Source organism: Phocaeicola plebeius DSM 17135 (genome assembly GCF_000187895.1).
In the GTDB taxonomy this organism is placed as follows: domain Bacteria; phylum Bacteroidota; class Bacteroidia; order Bacteroidales; family Bacteroidaceae; genus Phocaeicola; species Phocaeicola plebeius.
Genome location: NZ_DS990133.1, coordinates 211,652 through 226,744, shown reverse-complemented (window position 1 = coordinate 226,744; position 15,093 = coordinate 211,652). Strand labels below are relative to the sequence as shown.

Here is a 15,093-nt window from a genome sequence, read left to right as displayed (position 1 = left end):
ACCTCGATTTAATAAAGATGTATTGGGGAATTTTACAAGTTGTTGTAGAAAAAATCCACAATCGGACTGTGGTCATCGTTCTCTCCACAAATGTTTGAGGGTCCAGATGGGGTGATACCATATCATTCGAGGACCAGCAAAACGCATGACTTCTTTTATTTTTTGTCTCATCTTGGGGTGGTAACAGTGCACGGTACACTGGCGACACGTTTTCTTTCGTTCTCCAAACGGACAGTGCTCCAGTCTTTGATGTGCATATTTGAGCAACTCGCTGCATGCAGAACATAAGGTCTGATTTTTCTCCTTATGCCGGCAATAAAAATGAATCATTTGTGCTATGGTCTGTTTTTCTTCTTCTATCCGTGAAAGTTTATTCATATTTTATATAGAACTTCAGTTTACAAAGGTACGAATAGAATTGATATTTTTCGTAACTTTGCGCTCAAAATAATCTTTAAACAAAATGATATTAGAGGAACATTTAGAGACAACTGTAAAGGCTCACGATCAGCAATTGCATCGTAGAGTGGATTTATTGTTGCGTACGGGAAAATTATTGGTAGAGAGTCTTGCCGATACGAACCGTATTGTAAGAAACATGAAACGTACGGCTGCTTATCTTGGTATCCCCGAAGAGAAGCTTCACATCAACGTCAGTTTTACCATGTTGATGGTGAACGTGAGTGATGGTGACTATTCTTTTACTAAATTCCAGCGAATTGAAGGTCATGGAGTGAATATGACGGTCATTTCGGAAGTCAGCAAGCTTTCCTGGCGTGCGATTGAAAATGATTACACGCTCGACCAGTATGAAGAAGAACTGGAAAAGATTCGTAAGAAAAAACGTAATTACACTCCGTGGCAAGTGGCGATTGGCGCCGGATTTGCCTGTGGCGGATTCTGCATTCAGTTCGGTTGTGACTGGGTGGCATTCTTGTATGCATCAATTGCTGCCATATTGGGTATGCGCTTGCGTCAGGTATGCAATGAGTCTGGTTTGAATCATTACATGGGAATCGCTATTTCTGCCTTTGTGGCTACCATCATTGCATGGGCATCTACTTTGTTGCCTGCAGAATGGACATCTACTCCCTGGCATCCGTTGCTTGCCTGTGCCTTGTTTATTGTGCCTGGAGTTCCTTTGATTAACTTTGTGGACGATATGCTGGATAATTATATTCAGGTAGGTATTGTCAGAGCGGTGAATACCTTGCTGATGGTGGCTGCCATGGCTTTCGGTATCGCATTTGCCGTGAAACTTTGCCATATTGAAAACTTCTTCCCGACCATCAGTATGGTTCCTCATCATCAGTATTGGGAGTATGCCATCGCTGCAGCTATTTCAGCCATGGGATTCTCGATGATTTTCAATATACAGCGTCGTTTGTTGTGGGTAGTAGCTATCGGAGGTATTATTGCCGTATGTACGCGTAACTTTGTGAACTTAGGACCGAGCACAGACAATATCGGTTTGGATATGGGACTGGTTATTGGTTCTTTCTCGGGAGCTGTGCTGGTTAGCTTGATTGCCATTAAGGCAGTTCACTGGTTCCATGTGCCCAACCATGTGCTGACTATTCCTTCTGTCATCCCGATGATTCCGGGAGTACTGATGTATCGTATGCTGTTTGGTATCATCAATATCAATGTGCAGAGCATTGATCAGGTAACTCCTCTGATGAAAGCAATAGAAAGCGGTGTAAATTCCGGACTTGTGATTATGTGTATTGCTTTAGGAGTTGCTATTCCGAACATCTTCGGACGTCGTTTCATTGCTTCTTCAAAGAATAAGCGTCTGGCAGAGCTTTTGAAAGAACGTAAGGCTCGCGGCAAGTTCGTTGAATGGTAATTAAACTTTGATTTGTTCGTTCATTATTCTTTATAGAAGTGAAGAAGATTTACTTCTTTATGAAAAAATCCCACCGAGACTTTTAGAAGTCAGGTGGGATTTTTCGTATCATACGGATTCTTGAGTTCTTGTTAGAATTCAAATTTTTCCAGTTTCATAGCGGCTAATTCCTGAATCTTTGGAACTAGGGTAGTGAAATGTGCAGCTTGTTCGTGTGCTGCAAGAGAAGCCGCATCTTTCCATGTTTCACAAATCATCAGGACATCCTGGCGTGTAGTGCTCTGAAAGAGGTCGTAAGCTACGCATCCGTTATCTTTCTGTGAAGCGGCTACCAGTTCTTTTGCTATGTTTACTACCTGGTCGTAGTTCTGTTTCTCTACTTGAATAAATACGTTTAGTCTGATCATTGTTGTTTTGTTTTAAGTTATTTGACGTTGCAAATATAGGATAAAAAAAAGGGACTGTACAAGTGTACAATCCCTTTTTGAGTTTATTTAGAAAGAATTATTTCTTACCTTCCAGCTGTTCTTTCAATGCAGCCAAAGCGTCGATGTCACCCAGGGTAGTTGAAGCTGCCTGGTTCTGAATCATCGGAGTTTCTTCTTTCTTAGAAGTCTTCTTAGAAGCTTTCTTTTCTGCCTTTTCTTCTGCCTTAGCAGCATCTTCGAAGATACGGCTGTGAGAAACGATGATACGTTTTGCATCCTTGTTGAATTCGATTACCTTGAACGGCAATTTTTCATCCAACTGAGCCTGAGAACCGTCTTCTTTTACCAGGTGTTTCGGAGTTGCGAAACCTTCTACACCATAAGGCAATGCTACAACAGCACCCTTATCCAGCATTTCGATGATAGTTCCTTCGTGAACAGAACCTACTGTGAATACTGTTTCGAATACATCCCAAGGATTGTCTTCCAGCTGCTTGTGACCCAAGCTCAGACGACGGTTTTCCTTGTCGATTTCCAGAACTACTACGTCGATGTCTGCACCAATCTGAGTGAATTCAGAAGGATGTTTGATCTTCTTAGTCCAAGACAAGTCAGAGATGTGGATCAATCCGTCAACACCTTCTTCGATTTCTACGAATACACCGAAGTTAGTGAAGTTGCGAACTTTAGCAACATGCTTAGAACCTACAGGATATTTTTCTTCGATAGTTTCCCATGGATCTGCTTTCAGCTGTTTGATACCCAAAGACATCTTGCGTTCTTCGCGGTCCAGAGTCAAGATAACAGCTTCTACTTCGTCGCCCACTTTCATGAAGTCCTGAGCTGAACGCAGGTGCTGTGACCAAGACATTTCTGATACGTGGATCAAACCTTCTACGCCCGGAGCGATTTCGATGAATGCACCGTAGTCAGCCATAACGACTACTTTACCCTTCACGTGATCACCTACCTTCAAGTTAGGATCCAGTGCATCCCATGGGTGCGGAGTCAACTGTTTCAAACCAAGAGCGATACGTTTCTTTTCGTCGTCGAAGTCCAAGATTACAACGTTCAACTTCTGATCCAAAGAAACAACTTCGCGAGGATCGCTTACACGGCCCCAAGACAAGTCTGTGATGTGAATCAAACCGTCTACGCCGCCCAAGTCGATGAATACACCGTAAGATGTGATATTCTTAACAGTACCTTCCAGTACCTGACCTTTTTCAAGTTTGCTGATGATTTCTTTCTTCTGCTGTTCCAGTTCAGCTTCGATAAGAGCCTTGTGAGAAACAACCACGTTCTTGAATTCCTGGTTGATTTTAACAACCTTGAATTCCATAGTCTTACCTACGAATACATCGTAGTCACGGATAGGTTTCACATCAATCTGAGAACCCGGCAAGAATGCTTCAATACCGAATACGTCAACAATCATACCACCCTTAGTGCGGCACTTGATGTAACCCTTAATGATTTCTTCGTTTTCAAGAGCAGCGTTAACACGATCCCAAGAACGAGTAGCGCGAGCTTTCTTGTGAGACAAGATCAACTGACCTTTTTTGTCTTCCTGGTTTTCGATGTACACTTCTACAGTGTCACCTACTTTCAAATCCGGATTGTAACGGAATTCGCTCAATGGAATGATACCATCTGATTTGTAACCGATGTTAACAACCACTTCGCGTTTGTTCATTGCGATTACAGTACCGTCTACAACCTCACGGTCGTTTACTTTGTTCAGCGTGCTGTCATAAGCTTTTTCAAGATCTTCTTTGCTTACGCTGGTTACTGCATCACCATTTTCATACGCATCCCAGTTGAAATCTTCAATAGGAGCAATGTTCTTTAAGTTTTCCATTAAATAAAAAAATTGTTTTTAAATAACTAATTGTGTTAGACTTTATATTGTTTATATAAATCGGCTGCAAAGGTATAATAAAATCCTGAATATTAAAAGGCTTGCCTGCATTTTTTAGGAGGAAGAAAAATAGAAAAACCGGAAAAAGGCTCCATATGGGAGGTTTTTCCGGTTTTTTATAAGTTTTTTGGATTTTCTGTTAGTTTTCAAGTGAATAGTCTATGGTGGTGACTACGCGTATCTTCTTGATATAAGGGGTATTCGGGTCGCGGTCGGTAATGCTGAACTGCCCCTGATTGGCCTGACGGATTTTGCCGAGGTTACTGCCGGAATCTTTGGCAAACTTTTCGGCTGCTTCGCGTGCGTTTTTGGTGGCTTCTTCAATCATCTGCGGTTTTACCTTGTTTAAATCAGTATATTCATACTGTACTTTGTACTGGTATTCTCCAGAAGTGATGGCGATGCCTCTTTTTAGCAGTTCTCCCTGCTCACTGATAAGTCCCCGTATCAAATCTACCTTGTCGGAAGTAACGGTGATGACTGTAGTCACATTGTAGCGGTTGGCCGGATTCTGGTTGTTGCCATAACGTTCGGCAGCCAGGTCGATGATTTCCGGGGCATTCACGCTGATTTCCTGTTCTGTCAGTCCTTTTTCTTTCAAGAAACCGGTGATGGTCTGATTGGAACGCTTGATGTCGTCGTACAATCTTCCCAAATCATTTCCCAGGCTTTTGTACACTAGTGGCCAGGTTACTTTATTGGCTGGGACTTCTATTTCGGCCAGGCCTTTTACGGTGACACTACGGTCTTTTTCTGCAAACTTACTGAATCCTTTTTCGATGAATACGCCTAATAGCAGTAGGCCGATGGCCAGAATAATGGCTTCGATTCTAAAGTTCTTCATGATGATTTTTATTTATAGTTAGATATTCGGAATCTGAGTGCAAGGTATTGAAAATTATTGGATTTTCCAATGAATTTTCCCTGTCTTTATTATAGATTGAAAAACTCTTTTACGTTTTAACTCAAACGCCTTTGCGTTTTAAGTGAAACACAAAGGCGTTTGAATGAGAATGTACTTGTGTTTGACAGTAAACGTCAAAGCGTTTTTTCAGGGAGGTGAAAACCCTTCAATTCTTGTATGGGAGACTGAATGAAAATGCCCGTATGAAGGTTGAATTTTAGGGCTGTTTCCTTTAGTTCATGTTGGAAGAACCATGCAATGGAACCTACAAAAGAGACCGGAACCTGGGCATGTCCCGGATAAGAAAGTATGTTGCGACGGAAAAAATCGCTGAAGCAGTCGGTCAGGAACTGCTGGACTTCCGGCAGGTTTTTATGCTTATATATATAAGGTGTAAGACTGGCCAGAAAACGGTTGCCTTGCGGCTGTCTGTACACTTTATCTAAAATGTCTGCTACGGTCAGGTTATATTCCTTCAATAAGCCTTCCAGCAGATTGGAAGGTAACTGTTGCTTGATGCAGTCGCCTACAAATCGTTTTCCTAAATAGGCTCCGCTTCCTTCATCTCCTAAAATATATCCTAATGGAGGAGTGTTATGCGTGATTCGTTGCCCATCGTACAAGCAGGAGTTTGCTCCCGTTCCTAGTATGCAGGCAATTCCTGGCTGATGCTTGCACAATGCCCGGGCAGCTCCAAGCAAATCGCTTTCTACCTGGATACTTGCGTGTGAGAATACTTCAGCAAGCAAACCGGAAAGTTTGCCGGCTTTTTCAGGGGTACAGCCAGCCCCATAAAAGAAAATGGCTTTCACTTCTTCTTGTGGAAAAGGCAGTTGTGCAAGCAGGCTTTCCTGAATAATCTGTTTTATTTTCTCTTCTGTCAGATGAAAAGGGTTGATACCTTCGGTATGAACAAGTTGGCAATCATGTAAAGTAGTTCCGAAGCACCAGTCGGTTTTGGTAGCTCCGCTATCGGCTATGAGAATCATGTAAAAGCAGAATTAGAAAGGTAGAAAAAGAAAGAAGACGGAACATGCCGTCTTCTTTTTTATGTTAAGCAAAGATTTGATTATTAGTGACAATGTTCGCAACCGCCACCGCAGCAACCGTCTTCTTCAGCTTCGTGTTCGCCGCATCCGCCTCCACAGCTGTCACAGCCGCATCCGCAACCTTCACCGCTCATCAGTTTGAGGATGCTTTCCATTTCCTTGTTGGTGGCATCACGCATTTCCATTACGGTACCTTCAAAAATCAGGTCTTTGCCAGCATGCGGGTGGTTCAGGTCGAGCACCACTTTATCTTCAGTGATTTCACCTACGTTGGCATAGAACTGATGACCTTCTGCATCGTTCAGCATGATGATGTTGCCTTCGAAGATGTTGTCGCTATCGAATTTTCCATCCGGACCGCAGAACATAGACTTGGGCACCTGGCGTACGTTGTCTTCGTCTCTTTCGCCGTATGCTTCAGCACAAGGAATTGTAAAGTTGAAGTTGTCACCCTTTTTCAGTGCCAGAATTTCTTTTTCGAAGCGTTCCAGGGTATAACCTATTCCTGAGATAAATTGGAAGGGATGGCTTGCAGGAGCTTCTTCGCGCAATTCTTTTTCTCCGTCTGTTACCGCATAAAGTTTATATGCTACTGTGATGTATTTATTTTCCATGTTTAAAATTTAAATGTGCATTAATAGTTATCAGCCGCAAAGATAAATAATATCACGATATTTAGCGAATAAAAATGAAAGAATGAATGCAGAGCTGATTTTGTCAGAATGCTTTTTTATATTTGCATATCATAAAAAATGAATACGATGAATCAGAGCCGAATAGTAGAATTGTATCGTGGAGAGTTGTGGGAGTGTCAGTTATTGGAGAGCATCTTGAAAAGTGAAGGGATAGATTGCTTTTTAGTCAATACTCTGCGTAGTGGTTATGGGCCTGTTGTGATGGCGGCTCAGCAGATACAGGTGATGATAAGGGAAGAGGATGCAGAAAAAGGCCTTGCGGTGCTGAGTGCTTTTAAGAGTGGAAAATAAATTAATGAATCAGGAAATAAAATTGAATGTATGAAAGGAAAGCTGGTTTTTATTACAGGTGCTACAAGTGGCATCGGTGAAGGATGTGCGCGGAAGTTTGCCGCCATGGGTAGTAACTTAATATTGAACGGAAGAAATATCGAAAAATTAGAGAGTCTGAAACAAGAGTTGGCTGCGCAAGGAGTAGAGGTGCTTACTTTACCTTTTGATGTGCGTAACCGTGAGGCAATGCGTCAGGCGGTAGACTCTTTAGAGGGAAAATGGAAAGAGATTGACGTGCTGGTGAATAATGCCGGACTGGTCATTGGAATGGACAAGGAACATGAGGGCTCCCTTGATGAATGGGATGTGGTGATTGACACCAATATCAAAGCTTTACTGGCTATGACGCGGATGATTGTGCCGGGTATGGTGGCACGTGGATGCGGACATATTATCAATATAGGTTCCATTGCGGGAGATGCGGCTTATGCGGGTGGCAGTGTGTATTGTGCCACTAAAGCGGCGGTAAAGGCACTTTCTGACGGGTTGCGTATTGACTTGGTTGATACCCCCTTGCGTGTGACAAATGTGAAACCTGGTATGGTAGAAACCAATTTCTCTGTGGTTCGTTTCCGTGGAGATAAAGAGAAGGCTGATGCCGTGTATGAAGGAATTCGTCCGTTGACGGGGGATGATATTGCTGAGGTAGTGTATTATGCGGCATCTGCTCCAGCTCATGTACAGATAGCAGAGGTGCTGGTGATGCCCACATATCAGGCCACAGGAACGATTTGTTCCCGAAAAAAATAAGATTCTAAAGTTTATTTGTAATGTAATCTATTGTTTTAGTTTCTTTTTTGGTGAAAAAAGTAGAAAAATACGGTTTCTTTATGGTATCATTTGAACAAAGTCTTCTATTCTGGTGTAAATACTAAATGTAGATATGAGTCGTATTCTATTTATCAGGTACTGATTATTGGAATGCTTATAATGTGTATTTCAAGAGTAGTGAGATATCATAAGATATTTTTTAAGGTAAAAACAGGAAAAACAAAAAGATATGATGAACAAAAACAGTTTTTATGCATTTATGGCTGCTGCTTTAGTAACAGCCTCGTGTACCACGAATGAAGTCCCCAATGATGCCATCAGTCAGTCGGTTACAATTGTGGCTGACGTATCTTCTCAATCTCGTGCTCCAGAGTTAGGGGAGGATGGAAGTGGTACTTTTACCAAAGGTGATGTGATGACGCTTTGCGTAGAGAATAACCCATCTCTGGATTATGCTTATCAGGAAGATGGGCTTACTTGGGGAATGCTTAATCCGGCAGGAATTACCGGGCAGATAAAATTATCTGCTTGCTATCCCAAGCAGACTGTGTCACAGGAAGGAACTTTTGATTTTAATACGTTAACAGCTGTGAATGGAGATTTGCTTCTTTCTGCGGCACAGACTGTAACGGTAGGGACAGCGGAGGCGATTCGTTTGACTTTTAATCATGCCTTACATTGTCTTGACTTGTCTTTTACAGCTGGTGATGGTTATTCTGCTGATGATTTGAAGAGTCTGACTCTTTCGTTGAATGCAAAAACTACGTGTGTTGTGGATGCTTCTCAGGGAGTAATTAAGGAGGTGAAATCTGTAAAAGGAGATTACAATGTGACTGGAACTAAGGCTTCATTCTGCCTTGTTCCACAGCCGACTGCTGATGTTACTTTGAAAATCACCGTAGGTGGTGAGGTAAAGACGATGCTTCTGAGTGATTTGTTGCAGCAGCTGGGGACTTCTCAGCTTAATTTGAAGGGAGGTGCCAAAAGTACCATTACTCTGAAAGTGGGTCGTGACAGCATTGTCGTAGAAAGTGGTTCTATTGGTGCTTGGGAAGACCAGGTTACAGTAGATGGTGAATTGACCATAGGTTGATTCTATAGCTCGGTTAATAACGACACGGGGCTGACTCTAGGTTTATAGAGTCAGCCCCGTGTCGTTATTATATTATGTTATGAGCTTATTCTTCCATTAATTTATCAGTACCGAACATCTGTATTTTCCAGCTGCCGTCCTCATCTTTTGTCAGGTAGAAATCAGAGGTGGTTTCTTTTCCGTTTTGATAAATTAGCTTGTAGCCTACCCGAACCCATTTCCCGGTTTTACTTGATTCTTCTTTCAGAATTTCGTAGCTCTTGATATTTTCTTCAGGGTGATTTTCTGCATTTCGTTGTATCATTTTGACTAAATCCTGAATGTCATTTTCTACTTTTTCAGGCTCAGACTTGTCTTCTACATAGAAACTTCTGACGTAAGTTTCATAATCTCCCTTAATCATTGCATCAAATGCTTTCTCAACGGTGTTGGTCGGAGTGTTTGACGAACATGCAGCCAGTAATATGCCACATGCAGCTATTAGCATCATAGTTAGTTTTTTCATACTTAATATATTTATGTGAAACAATAATGATTATTCAAATGCGATTTGCTTTAATTTTTTATGTCTGATATCTACAAGCGAACGTTCTACTTCAATTTTGTGTAGTCCTCCCCACTTTCCTGTAATTGCATATTGCGCAACAAGTTCTGTTGGAAGAATTTCCGATAATTTCCTCCGTACTACAGAACAGATTTCATAGATTCGGTTATTTCCCGGAGCCACCAGATTGCTGAGGCTTCTTTTGATTTTCCCCGCTTCTATGTTTTTTTCTTCAGATACAATTTGGTAAATCTGATATAGTTCTTTCATGTAACTATCCAGATTTTTGAACTCCACTCCTGTGTGATGTAGCAGGAAAAATATGTATACGGTCTTGGGCAAATATGACATTTTTACTTCTTTTTCGCTATATATAGGAAAGAACAGACGGCATTGTGTGTCTATGACAATGGGTGTGTCTTTAAAGCATGTATCGGTCTTCCCCTTCTGTAACGCCATATCTTTCAGCATCTCTTTTATATCTTCATCTTCCAGCAACTTATCATTGGCAAGCAATTCCATCAACATCTTTTTTGCTGTGTAATATGAAATATTCAATTTCCGATTCATGGCCATGTTTTTTAATATTGCAAATTTAAATTAAAATAATCGCTACTCTCATTCAAAACAAGATTGTTACCAAATGACAAAAACCTTGTTTGCAGAAAAAGGTGTTTTGAGTAGTAATATTCAAAACATCTTTTTTATCTTTATCCATCAAAGTAGTAAAAGGTAAACGGACAATTGCACTTTTTTTATGCATATGAGTTTTTTCCGCTTTTTCTGTGTGTTATTTATGTTTGTATGGGGATGGGGAAGTCTTGTTAATGCCCGTACAGGAAGAGCATTGATTGTGGCTATTGGTGAGTACCCGGCAGATGGGGGATGGGAGAATATTCATGGGGATAATGATGGGGTATTGATAGCTGAATTATTGAGAAGGCATCATTATAGTCAGATTATATTGTTGAAAAATGAAAAGGCTACAAAGGAAGCTATAGATAAGTCTTTGCAACAGTTGTGTGACAATACAGTTCCAGGCGATTATTTGTTTTTGCATTTTTCTTGCCATGGGCAGCAGATGATGGACTTGAACGGGGATGAAGAAGACGGATTGGATGAGGCTTTGATTCCTTATGATGCATTGTGCTGGTATCTTCCCAGTGTATACGAGGGAGAGAAACATCTTTGTGATGATGAACTGGGTAGCTGGATTGATAGATTAAGGCATAAAGCCGGGAGAACGGGACAGGTTTTTGTGCTTTTGGATGCCTGTCATAGCGGGACTGCAAATAGGTATACACCTGGTTTGTTTATACGTGGTGTCAATATGATTTTTGCTCCGGATGGATATTGTCCGAAACCCGGAACACATCTGGAACGAAGTCTGAAATTGAAGCCGCTTGACAATCTGGCTCCGGCATTGGTCTTGAGTGCTTGTAAACCGGAAGAAACAAATTATGAGTATTATAGTCGGAAATCTCGATGTCATTATGGAAAATTGACTTATAGTTTTGTGCAGGTGGCCACACGGAATTCTCAGGCATTTACGGCCGGAGACTGGTGTAAGATAATTGAAAAGACTATGCGGCAATTGCCTTCAAGTGCATTGGCCAGATTGCAGCATCCTTATATGGAATGTAGCGATGAAAAAGAGAGGTTTGTATTGTCTGTGATCCATTAAATTTAGAATTCATGCGTTTGCTGTTTAATTGGAAAAAACGAAGTGCTAGTCAGTCTGTTTCTGAGAATATTTTTTCAGAAAAGGGCATGGAGCAACTTTATACTTTGTATAGAGGGCAGTTTATTGGCTATATACAGAAACGGTACCAGCTTGAGGAAGATGTGGTATCAGATATTTATCATGACAGCTTTCTGCTAATGATGGATAATATCCGTACTGGGAAATATCAGAAGCAGGATGCTTCGCTTTTGACATACTTATTGGGGATTGGTAAAAATCTTGTATTGAAGAAGCTTCAGAAGAAAAGTGAACGTCCTCTTGTTGCTGGATGGATAAGCGAACTTTTGCCGGATACAGACTGGAAAAGTGCTTTGGAAGAGGCTGGCAGGTTGGTTAATGAGTGTGATACGGTATGTAACCGGATATTACAGCTCTTTTATTGGGAAAGATTGAGCATGAGTGATATAGCAGAGCAGATGGGATATCAGTCGGCGGATGTGGCTAAGAGTAAAAAGAATTCCTGCATGCGCCGTTTCTCTTTTGAACTGAAACGTAGACTGGAAAGCAGGGGTATTTATTATAAATTGAAAAAATAAGCTATGGATAGATATAAAGACAATCGGATGCAGGATGAGATTGATCGTTTTCTGAATTATGAAATGACTCCGGAAGAAGAAGATGCTTTTATTGCTCGTATGGAGAGGGAAGAAACGCTTAAAGAGCAGGTCTTTCTCAGGCAATTGGTGGTGGAGGCTGAAAGGAAGAAGGCAGAAGCGGATATTTTACGTGGATTGCAGTCTAAGAAACATCGATTATTTTACGATATGCGGATTCGTTGGGCGGCAGCTTGTCTGTGTGTACTTATGATAAGCCTTGGCTTTTATGGGAGAACGTATCGTTTCCAGACTCGGGAAGTTTGGCAGACGGTATATACTCCTCCTGTATGGGAGAGTGCCCGTTCTGGTGGCTTTTCTACTCCTGAGACTGCAAGAATAAATCGTCGTATAGCACAATGGTACTCAGAAGGAAAGAATGACAGTTTGGTGAATTACTATCGGCAGTTGTCGGTTGAAGGCTATTTGTCTTTCCTTACAGAGGAGAGTAAGATGTCGGTCGGGATAGCTTGCCTGTATCAAGATAGCATTGAGCAGGCATATGTATTAGCAGAGGAACTTCTGAAAGGTGAAAATAAGGAGGCCGGAGATTGGTTGCTGCTTGGCTGTTTGTTGCATGACGGAAAAAGGAAGGATGCGCTGGATTTGGCTTTTCGTATCAGTAAGAAGGAAGGGCTGTATAGTGAAGAGGCGCAAAAAATTTATGATACATTAAATCAACGTCGATGGTTCTGATGAGGTTCTTTCGTTTTCGCTTGCTTGCAATTGTATTGTTATGCATCTTAAAAGTGAGTTTTGTATGCGCTAAGGATTTTTCAGAATTGAACCAGACACCTTATTTGCAGACACTTACTGATGACAGCCTGCAATATGCCTGGAGGCTTTATACAAAGAGTGTGGACTGGCAAGAGAAAGCTTATCCTTCACTTTGTTTTGCACTATCAGAAGAGGCAGAGAGAATATTCAACCGGAAGTTGGAAAATTGTGATTTTTCGTGGTACTATTTGGAAATAGCCTTACGAAATCTGGAAATCAGTTTAAGCAGGAATAGAAAGCTTATCGATAAGGATGAAGAAAGTGGTCTGGAAATAGCTTCCATATTCAATTTGTTGAAAGTAAGTACGAATCTGGTCCGTGTCAAAACTATTTTGGAAAACTATCCGGAACAACCGGATAGTCTGCACATTTTTTATAGCAACTGGTTTCAAAAATGTAAGGCTCGTTATTTGTCGGATTGTGCTTTGTACAGAATAAAGAAAGGGGAGATGCAAAAGGCACTGACTTCCAGTGAGGAAGCTTTGGATTTGATTCAGTGTTATGATACGTGCTTATTAGCTGATGTTACTTGTCAAAAACGTACTATTCAGTACCTTATGCAGCCTTCTGTTGGAGGGGCACAAGAGGTCATAGCTGGGTTAAGACAGCTTGTTTCCCCAGTCTTTACAAAAGATGAAATTCTTCGTAAAGGGACTTTACTCTTGTTTTACTTATGTGTGATGCAGATAGCACGTCGATATGAAGAAAAAGGAGATTTGACGCAAGCCATTCAAACTTATCGGTTATTGCTGATTGAAATCAGGAAATATTTGAATAAAGATATTCCTTATTTGCTGGCAGAGGAGAAAAAGGAAATAGGTCTGTTGTTGCAATACTATCTGGATACGGTGCAATACTTTTCACTCCGTCATATTGAGTATGGCCCTGTCAGTGAATTGTTGCTAGATTATAGTTTATTGAAAGAAGATATATTATCTATCGGTCCTTCTCCTATTTGTCAGACAGAAGAGGGAAGGCAGCCGCTTATTGTGGACTTGCAGCAAGCGATAGATTCTATTTATACGGCTTCTGATTACTATTTATTGCCAGGAAATCCTCTTTATTTCAATAAATTTCAGTTGCAGACCGAACTGATGGCTTTGAAACGAAAGCAAGTGTCTCTGATTAAAAATAAGAGATTATTGAAAAATACTTCTGTGGAATGGACAGACTGGAATGATTTAAAAAAATACTTGGAGCCGCATGAAGCGCTTGTGAAAATAATAGATTTACCGATTAATTTTTTTGACAGGCAGTATGTGGCTTTAGTGGTTACTTCTGATTCATCTTCGCCGGGCATGGTGTTATTGCCAAAGAAGCGGGATCTTTTTCGTATTCTTTTGAAAAATCAGGAAATAGAGAAAATATGGAATCCAATTTATCAGTTTCTTGGAAATCGGAAGGATTTGTATTTTTGTCTGGAGGGTGATTTGATTGATTTTCAATGGAGTAACATTCCGTTTCAGAAGAAAAAACTATTGGATATATATAATTTGCATTATTTGCTGAGTACCAGTGATTTCGTAAAGTTAAAGCAGGAACAGGCCGATAGTATACATTTTAAACGGGACTTGTATGGATTTGGAGGAGCTTATTTTTCTGCCCCTCCTTCATTGAAAGGAATGCGTGGCCAGGGAGCACAATATCTACCTGGAAGTAGAGAGGAACTGTGCCGTATAGATACCATGTTGCCCGAAGGATGGAAATCACATTTGTTTTTAGGTCGTGAGGCTAATAAGTCCAATTTCCTTCAGTTGTCTTTTCGAACAGCGCCACATAGTGTGATTCATATTGCTACTCATGGTTTTTCATTGCTATATGATGAAACTGTTTCGGATGGAAGAATTGTATCTTTTAAAGAGAATTCATGGATAGGAACCAGTGCGTATAAAGATCCGATGATGCGGCATGGATTTTTACTCACAGGAGCGAATCGCTATTGGAACAAACCAGTTCCTTATGATGCGATAGATTCGGGGATTGTTACAGCGCAGGATGTATCACAGATGAATTTGTTTGGGACGGATTTAGTGATTCTATCGGCTTGTCGGTCGGCTTCTGGAGAAACGAAAGATGGAGAAGGATTGTTTGGACTGATAAGGGCATTCAAAGTGGCAGGAGCTAAAGCCGTTCTTGCAAATGTGAACAATATATCTGATTCGGAGACGATTTCGTTTATTACCACTTTTTACCGTTATTGGATGGAGGGAAACAGTATGTTCGATGCCTTTTGCAGAACGCAGCGTGAACTGATGAATGTAGATCCGGAGAATGAATTTTTATGGACTGGATTCGTTTTATTCGAGTAATTGATAGGGGAGATATTGTGTCCCATAAATTTTTATTTGGATGAGTTTGGATATTTAGATACAAAGAAGAATTGAAAATATAA

General features: G+C 40.9%; 16 protein-coding genes. 8 read left to right on the top strand and 8 right to left on the bottom strand.

The annotated features are described in order from the left end of the window. Positions 1 to 72 precede the first annotated feature (72 nt). Complete coding sequence (locus BACPLE_RS13795) at positions 73 to 378, bottom strand: nitrous oxide-stimulated promoter family protein (protein WP_040313230.1); 306 nt, start codon at positions 376 to 378, stop codon at positions 73 to 75. A gap of 85 nt (positions 379 to 463) precedes the next feature. Here BACPLE_RS13795 and BACPLE_RS13790 point away from each other — a divergent pair, with 85 nt between their 5' ends. Beyond that, complete coding sequence (locus BACPLE_RS13790; RefSeq protein ID WP_007563013.1) at positions 464 to 1,849, top strand: threonine/serine exporter family protein; 1,386 nt, start codon at positions 464 to 466, stop codon at positions 1,847 to 1,849. 131 nt (positions 1,850 to 1,980) lie between these two features. Here BACPLE_RS13790 and BACPLE_RS13785 read toward each other — a convergent pair whose 3' ends face one another. From BACPLE_RS13785 to BACPLE_RS13765, 5 genes are all read right to left on the bottom strand, one after another. Then, positions 1,981 to 2,256: a putative quinol monooxygenase gene (locus BACPLE_RS13785; protein ID WP_007563011.1), complete on the bottom strand. Its 276-nt coding sequence runs from the start codon at positions 2,254 to 2,256 to the stop codon at positions 1,981 to 1,983. A gap of 97 nt (positions 2,257 to 2,353) precedes the next feature. Then, complete coding sequence (gene rpsA, locus BACPLE_RS13780; RefSeq protein WP_007563009.1) at positions 2,354 to 4,138, bottom strand: 30S ribosomal protein S1; 1,785 nt, start codon at positions 4,136 to 4,138, stop codon at positions 2,354 to 2,356. A 199-nt stretch (positions 4,139 to 4,337) separates the two neighbouring features. Next, positions 4,338 to 5,042 carry an SIMPL domain-containing protein gene (locus BACPLE_RS13775; protein WP_007563007.1) on the bottom strand — a complete coding sequence of 235 codons (705 nt, stop codon included), beginning with the start codon at positions 5,040 to 5,042 and terminating at the stop codon, positions 4,338 to 4,340. A 194-nt stretch (positions 5,043 to 5,236) separates the two neighbouring features. Further along, positions 5,237 to 6,091 carry a hypothetical protein gene (locus BACPLE_RS13770; protein WP_007563005.1) on the bottom strand — a complete coding sequence of 285 codons (855 nt, stop codon included), beginning with the start codon at positions 6,089 to 6,091 and terminating at the stop codon, positions 5,237 to 5,239. Between the two features lie 83 nt (positions 6,092 to 6,174). Continuing rightward, on the bottom strand, positions 6,175 to 6,765 hold the full coding sequence (locus BACPLE_RS13765) for an FKBP-type peptidyl-prolyl cis-trans isomerase (protein ID WP_007563004.1): 591 nt from the start codon (positions 6,763 to 6,765) through the stop codon (positions 6,175 to 6,177). Between the two features lie 138 nt (positions 6,766 to 6,903). On the opposite strand from BACPLE_RS13765, the gene BACPLE_RS13760 reads away from it, so the two are divergent. The 3 genes from BACPLE_RS13760 to BACPLE_RS13750 all read left to right on the top strand — a co-directional run bounded on the left by BACPLE_RS13760 (position 6,904) and on the right by BACPLE_RS13750 (position 9,043). Beyond that, positions 6,904 to 7,137: a putative signal transducing protein gene (locus BACPLE_RS13760; protein WP_007563002.1), complete on the top strand. Its 234-nt coding sequence runs from the start codon at positions 6,904 to 6,906 to the stop codon at positions 7,135 to 7,137. Positions 7,138 to 7,167: 30 nt separating this feature from the next. Beyond that, positions 7,168 to 7,929 carry an SDR family NAD(P)-dependent oxidoreductase gene (locus BACPLE_RS13755; protein ID WP_007563000.1) on the top strand — a complete coding sequence of 254 codons (762 nt, stop codon included), beginning with the start codon at positions 7,168 to 7,170 and terminating at the stop codon, positions 7,927 to 7,929. A gap of 250 nt (positions 7,930 to 8,179) precedes the next feature. Continuing rightward, positions 8,180 to 9,043 carry a fimbrillin family protein gene (locus BACPLE_RS13750; protein ID WP_007562998.1) on the top strand — a complete coding sequence of 288 codons (864 nt, stop codon included), beginning with the start codon at positions 8,180 to 8,182 and terminating at the stop codon, positions 9,041 to 9,043. Positions 9,044 to 9,128: 85 nt separating this feature from the next. Here BACPLE_RS13750 and BACPLE_RS13745 read toward each other — a convergent pair whose 3' ends face one another. Beyond that, the gene (locus tag BACPLE_RS13745; protein ID WP_007562996.1) at positions 9,129 to 9,548 is read right to left on the bottom strand and encodes a DUF4878 domain-containing protein; all 420 of its coding nucleotides are present in this window, start codon (positions 9,546 to 9,548) and stop codon (positions 9,129 to 9,131) included. A gap of 30 nt (positions 9,549 to 9,578) precedes the next feature. After that, positions 9,579 to 10,157 carry a hypothetical protein gene (locus BACPLE_RS13740; RefSeq protein ID WP_040313294.1) on the bottom strand — a complete coding sequence of 193 codons (579 nt, stop codon included), beginning with the start codon at positions 10,155 to 10,157 and terminating at the stop codon, positions 9,579 to 9,581. A 187-nt stretch (positions 10,158 to 10,344) separates the two neighbouring features. On the opposite strand from BACPLE_RS13740, the gene BACPLE_RS18980 reads away from it, so the two are divergent. The 4 genes from BACPLE_RS18980 to BACPLE_RS13720 all read left to right on the top strand — a co-directional run bounded on the left by BACPLE_RS18980 (position 10,345) and on the right by BACPLE_RS13720 (position 15,010). Continuing rightward, positions 10,345 to 11,271, top strand: a complete 927-nt coding sequence (locus tag BACPLE_RS18980) for a caspase family protein (protein ID WP_040313229.1) — start codon at positions 10,345 to 10,347, stop codon at positions 11,269 to 11,271. Positions 11,272 to 11,357: 86 nt separating this feature from the next. Next, a complete protein-coding gene (locus BACPLE_RS13730; RefSeq protein WP_148374566.1) occupies positions 11,358 to 11,867 on the top strand; it encodes an RNA polymerase sigma factor in 510 nt (169 codons plus the stop codon). Positions 11,868 to 11,870: 3 nt separating this feature from the next. After that, positions 11,871 to 12,620 (top strand): hypothetical protein, encoded by a 750-nt coding sequence (locus tag BACPLE_RS13725; RefSeq protein WP_007562986.1) that lies wholly within the window; start codon positions 11,871 to 11,873, stop codon positions 12,618 to 12,620. 53 nt (positions 12,621 to 12,673) lie between these two features. After that, on the top strand, positions 12,674 to 15,010 hold the full coding sequence (locus BACPLE_RS13720) for a CHAT domain-containing protein (RefSeq protein WP_157131894.1): 2,337 nt from the start codon (positions 12,674 to 12,676) through the stop codon (positions 15,008 to 15,010). Positions 15,011 to 15,093 lie beyond the last annotated feature (83 nt).

Bases quoted from the DNA above. Each gene is read 5' to 3' on its own strand.
- BACPLE_RS13725 (WP_007562986.1), top strand. From the start codon at position 11,871: ATGGATAGATATAAAGACAATCGGATGCAGGATGAGATTGATCGTTTT.
- BACPLE_RS18980 (WP_040313229.1), top strand. From the start codon at position 10,345: ATGCATATGAGTTTTTTCCGCTTTTTCTGTGTGTTATTTATGTTTGTA.
- BACPLE_RS13795 (WP_040313230.1), bottom strand. From the start codon at position 378: ATGAATAAACTTTCACGGATAGAAGAAGAAAAACAGACCATAGCACAA.
- BACPLE_RS13750 (WP_007562998.1), top strand. From the start codon at position 8,180: ATGATGAACAAAAACAGTTTTTATGCATTTATGGCTGCTGCTTTAGTA.
- BACPLE_RS13730 (WP_148374566.1), top strand. From the start codon at position 11,358: ATGGAGCAACTTTATACTTTGTATAGAGGGCAGTTTATTGGCTATATA.
- BACPLE_RS13790 (WP_007563013.1), top strand. From the start codon at position 464: ATGATATTAGAGGAACATTTAGAGACAACTGTAAAGGCTCACGATCAG.
- BACPLE_RS13755 (WP_007563000.1), top strand. From the start codon at position 7,168: ATGAAAGGAAAGCTGGTTTTTATTACAGGTGCTACAAGTGGCATCGGT.
- BACPLE_RS13745 (WP_007562996.1), bottom strand. From the start codon at position 9,548: ATGAAAAAACTAACTATGATGCTAATAGCTGCATGTGGCATATTACTG.
- BACPLE_RS13775 (WP_007563007.1), bottom strand. From the start codon at position 5,042: ATGAAGAACTTTAGAATCGAAGCCATTATTCTGGCCATCGGCCTACTG.
- BACPLE_RS13765 (WP_007563004.1), bottom strand. From the start codon at position 6,765: ATGGAAAATAAATACATCACAGTAGCATATAAACTTTATGCGGTAACA.
- rpsA (WP_007563009.1), bottom strand. From the start codon at position 4,138: ATGGAAAACTTAAAGAACATTGCTCCTATTGAAGATTTCAACTGGGAT.
- BACPLE_RS13760 (WP_007563002.1), top strand. From the start codon at position 6,904: ATGAATACGATGAATCAGAGCCGAATAGTAGAATTGTATCGTGGAGAG.
- BACPLE_RS13785 (WP_007563011.1), bottom strand. From the start codon at position 2,256: ATGATCAGACTAAACGTATTTATTCAAGTAGAGAAACAGAACTACGAC.
- BACPLE_RS13770 (WP_007563005.1), bottom strand. From the start codon at position 6,091: ATGATTCTCATAGCCGATAGCGGAGCTACCAAAACCGACTGGTGCTTC.
- BACPLE_RS13740 (WP_040313294.1), bottom strand. From the start codon at position 10,157: ATGAATCGGAAATTGAATATTTCATATTACACAGCAAAAAAGATGTTG.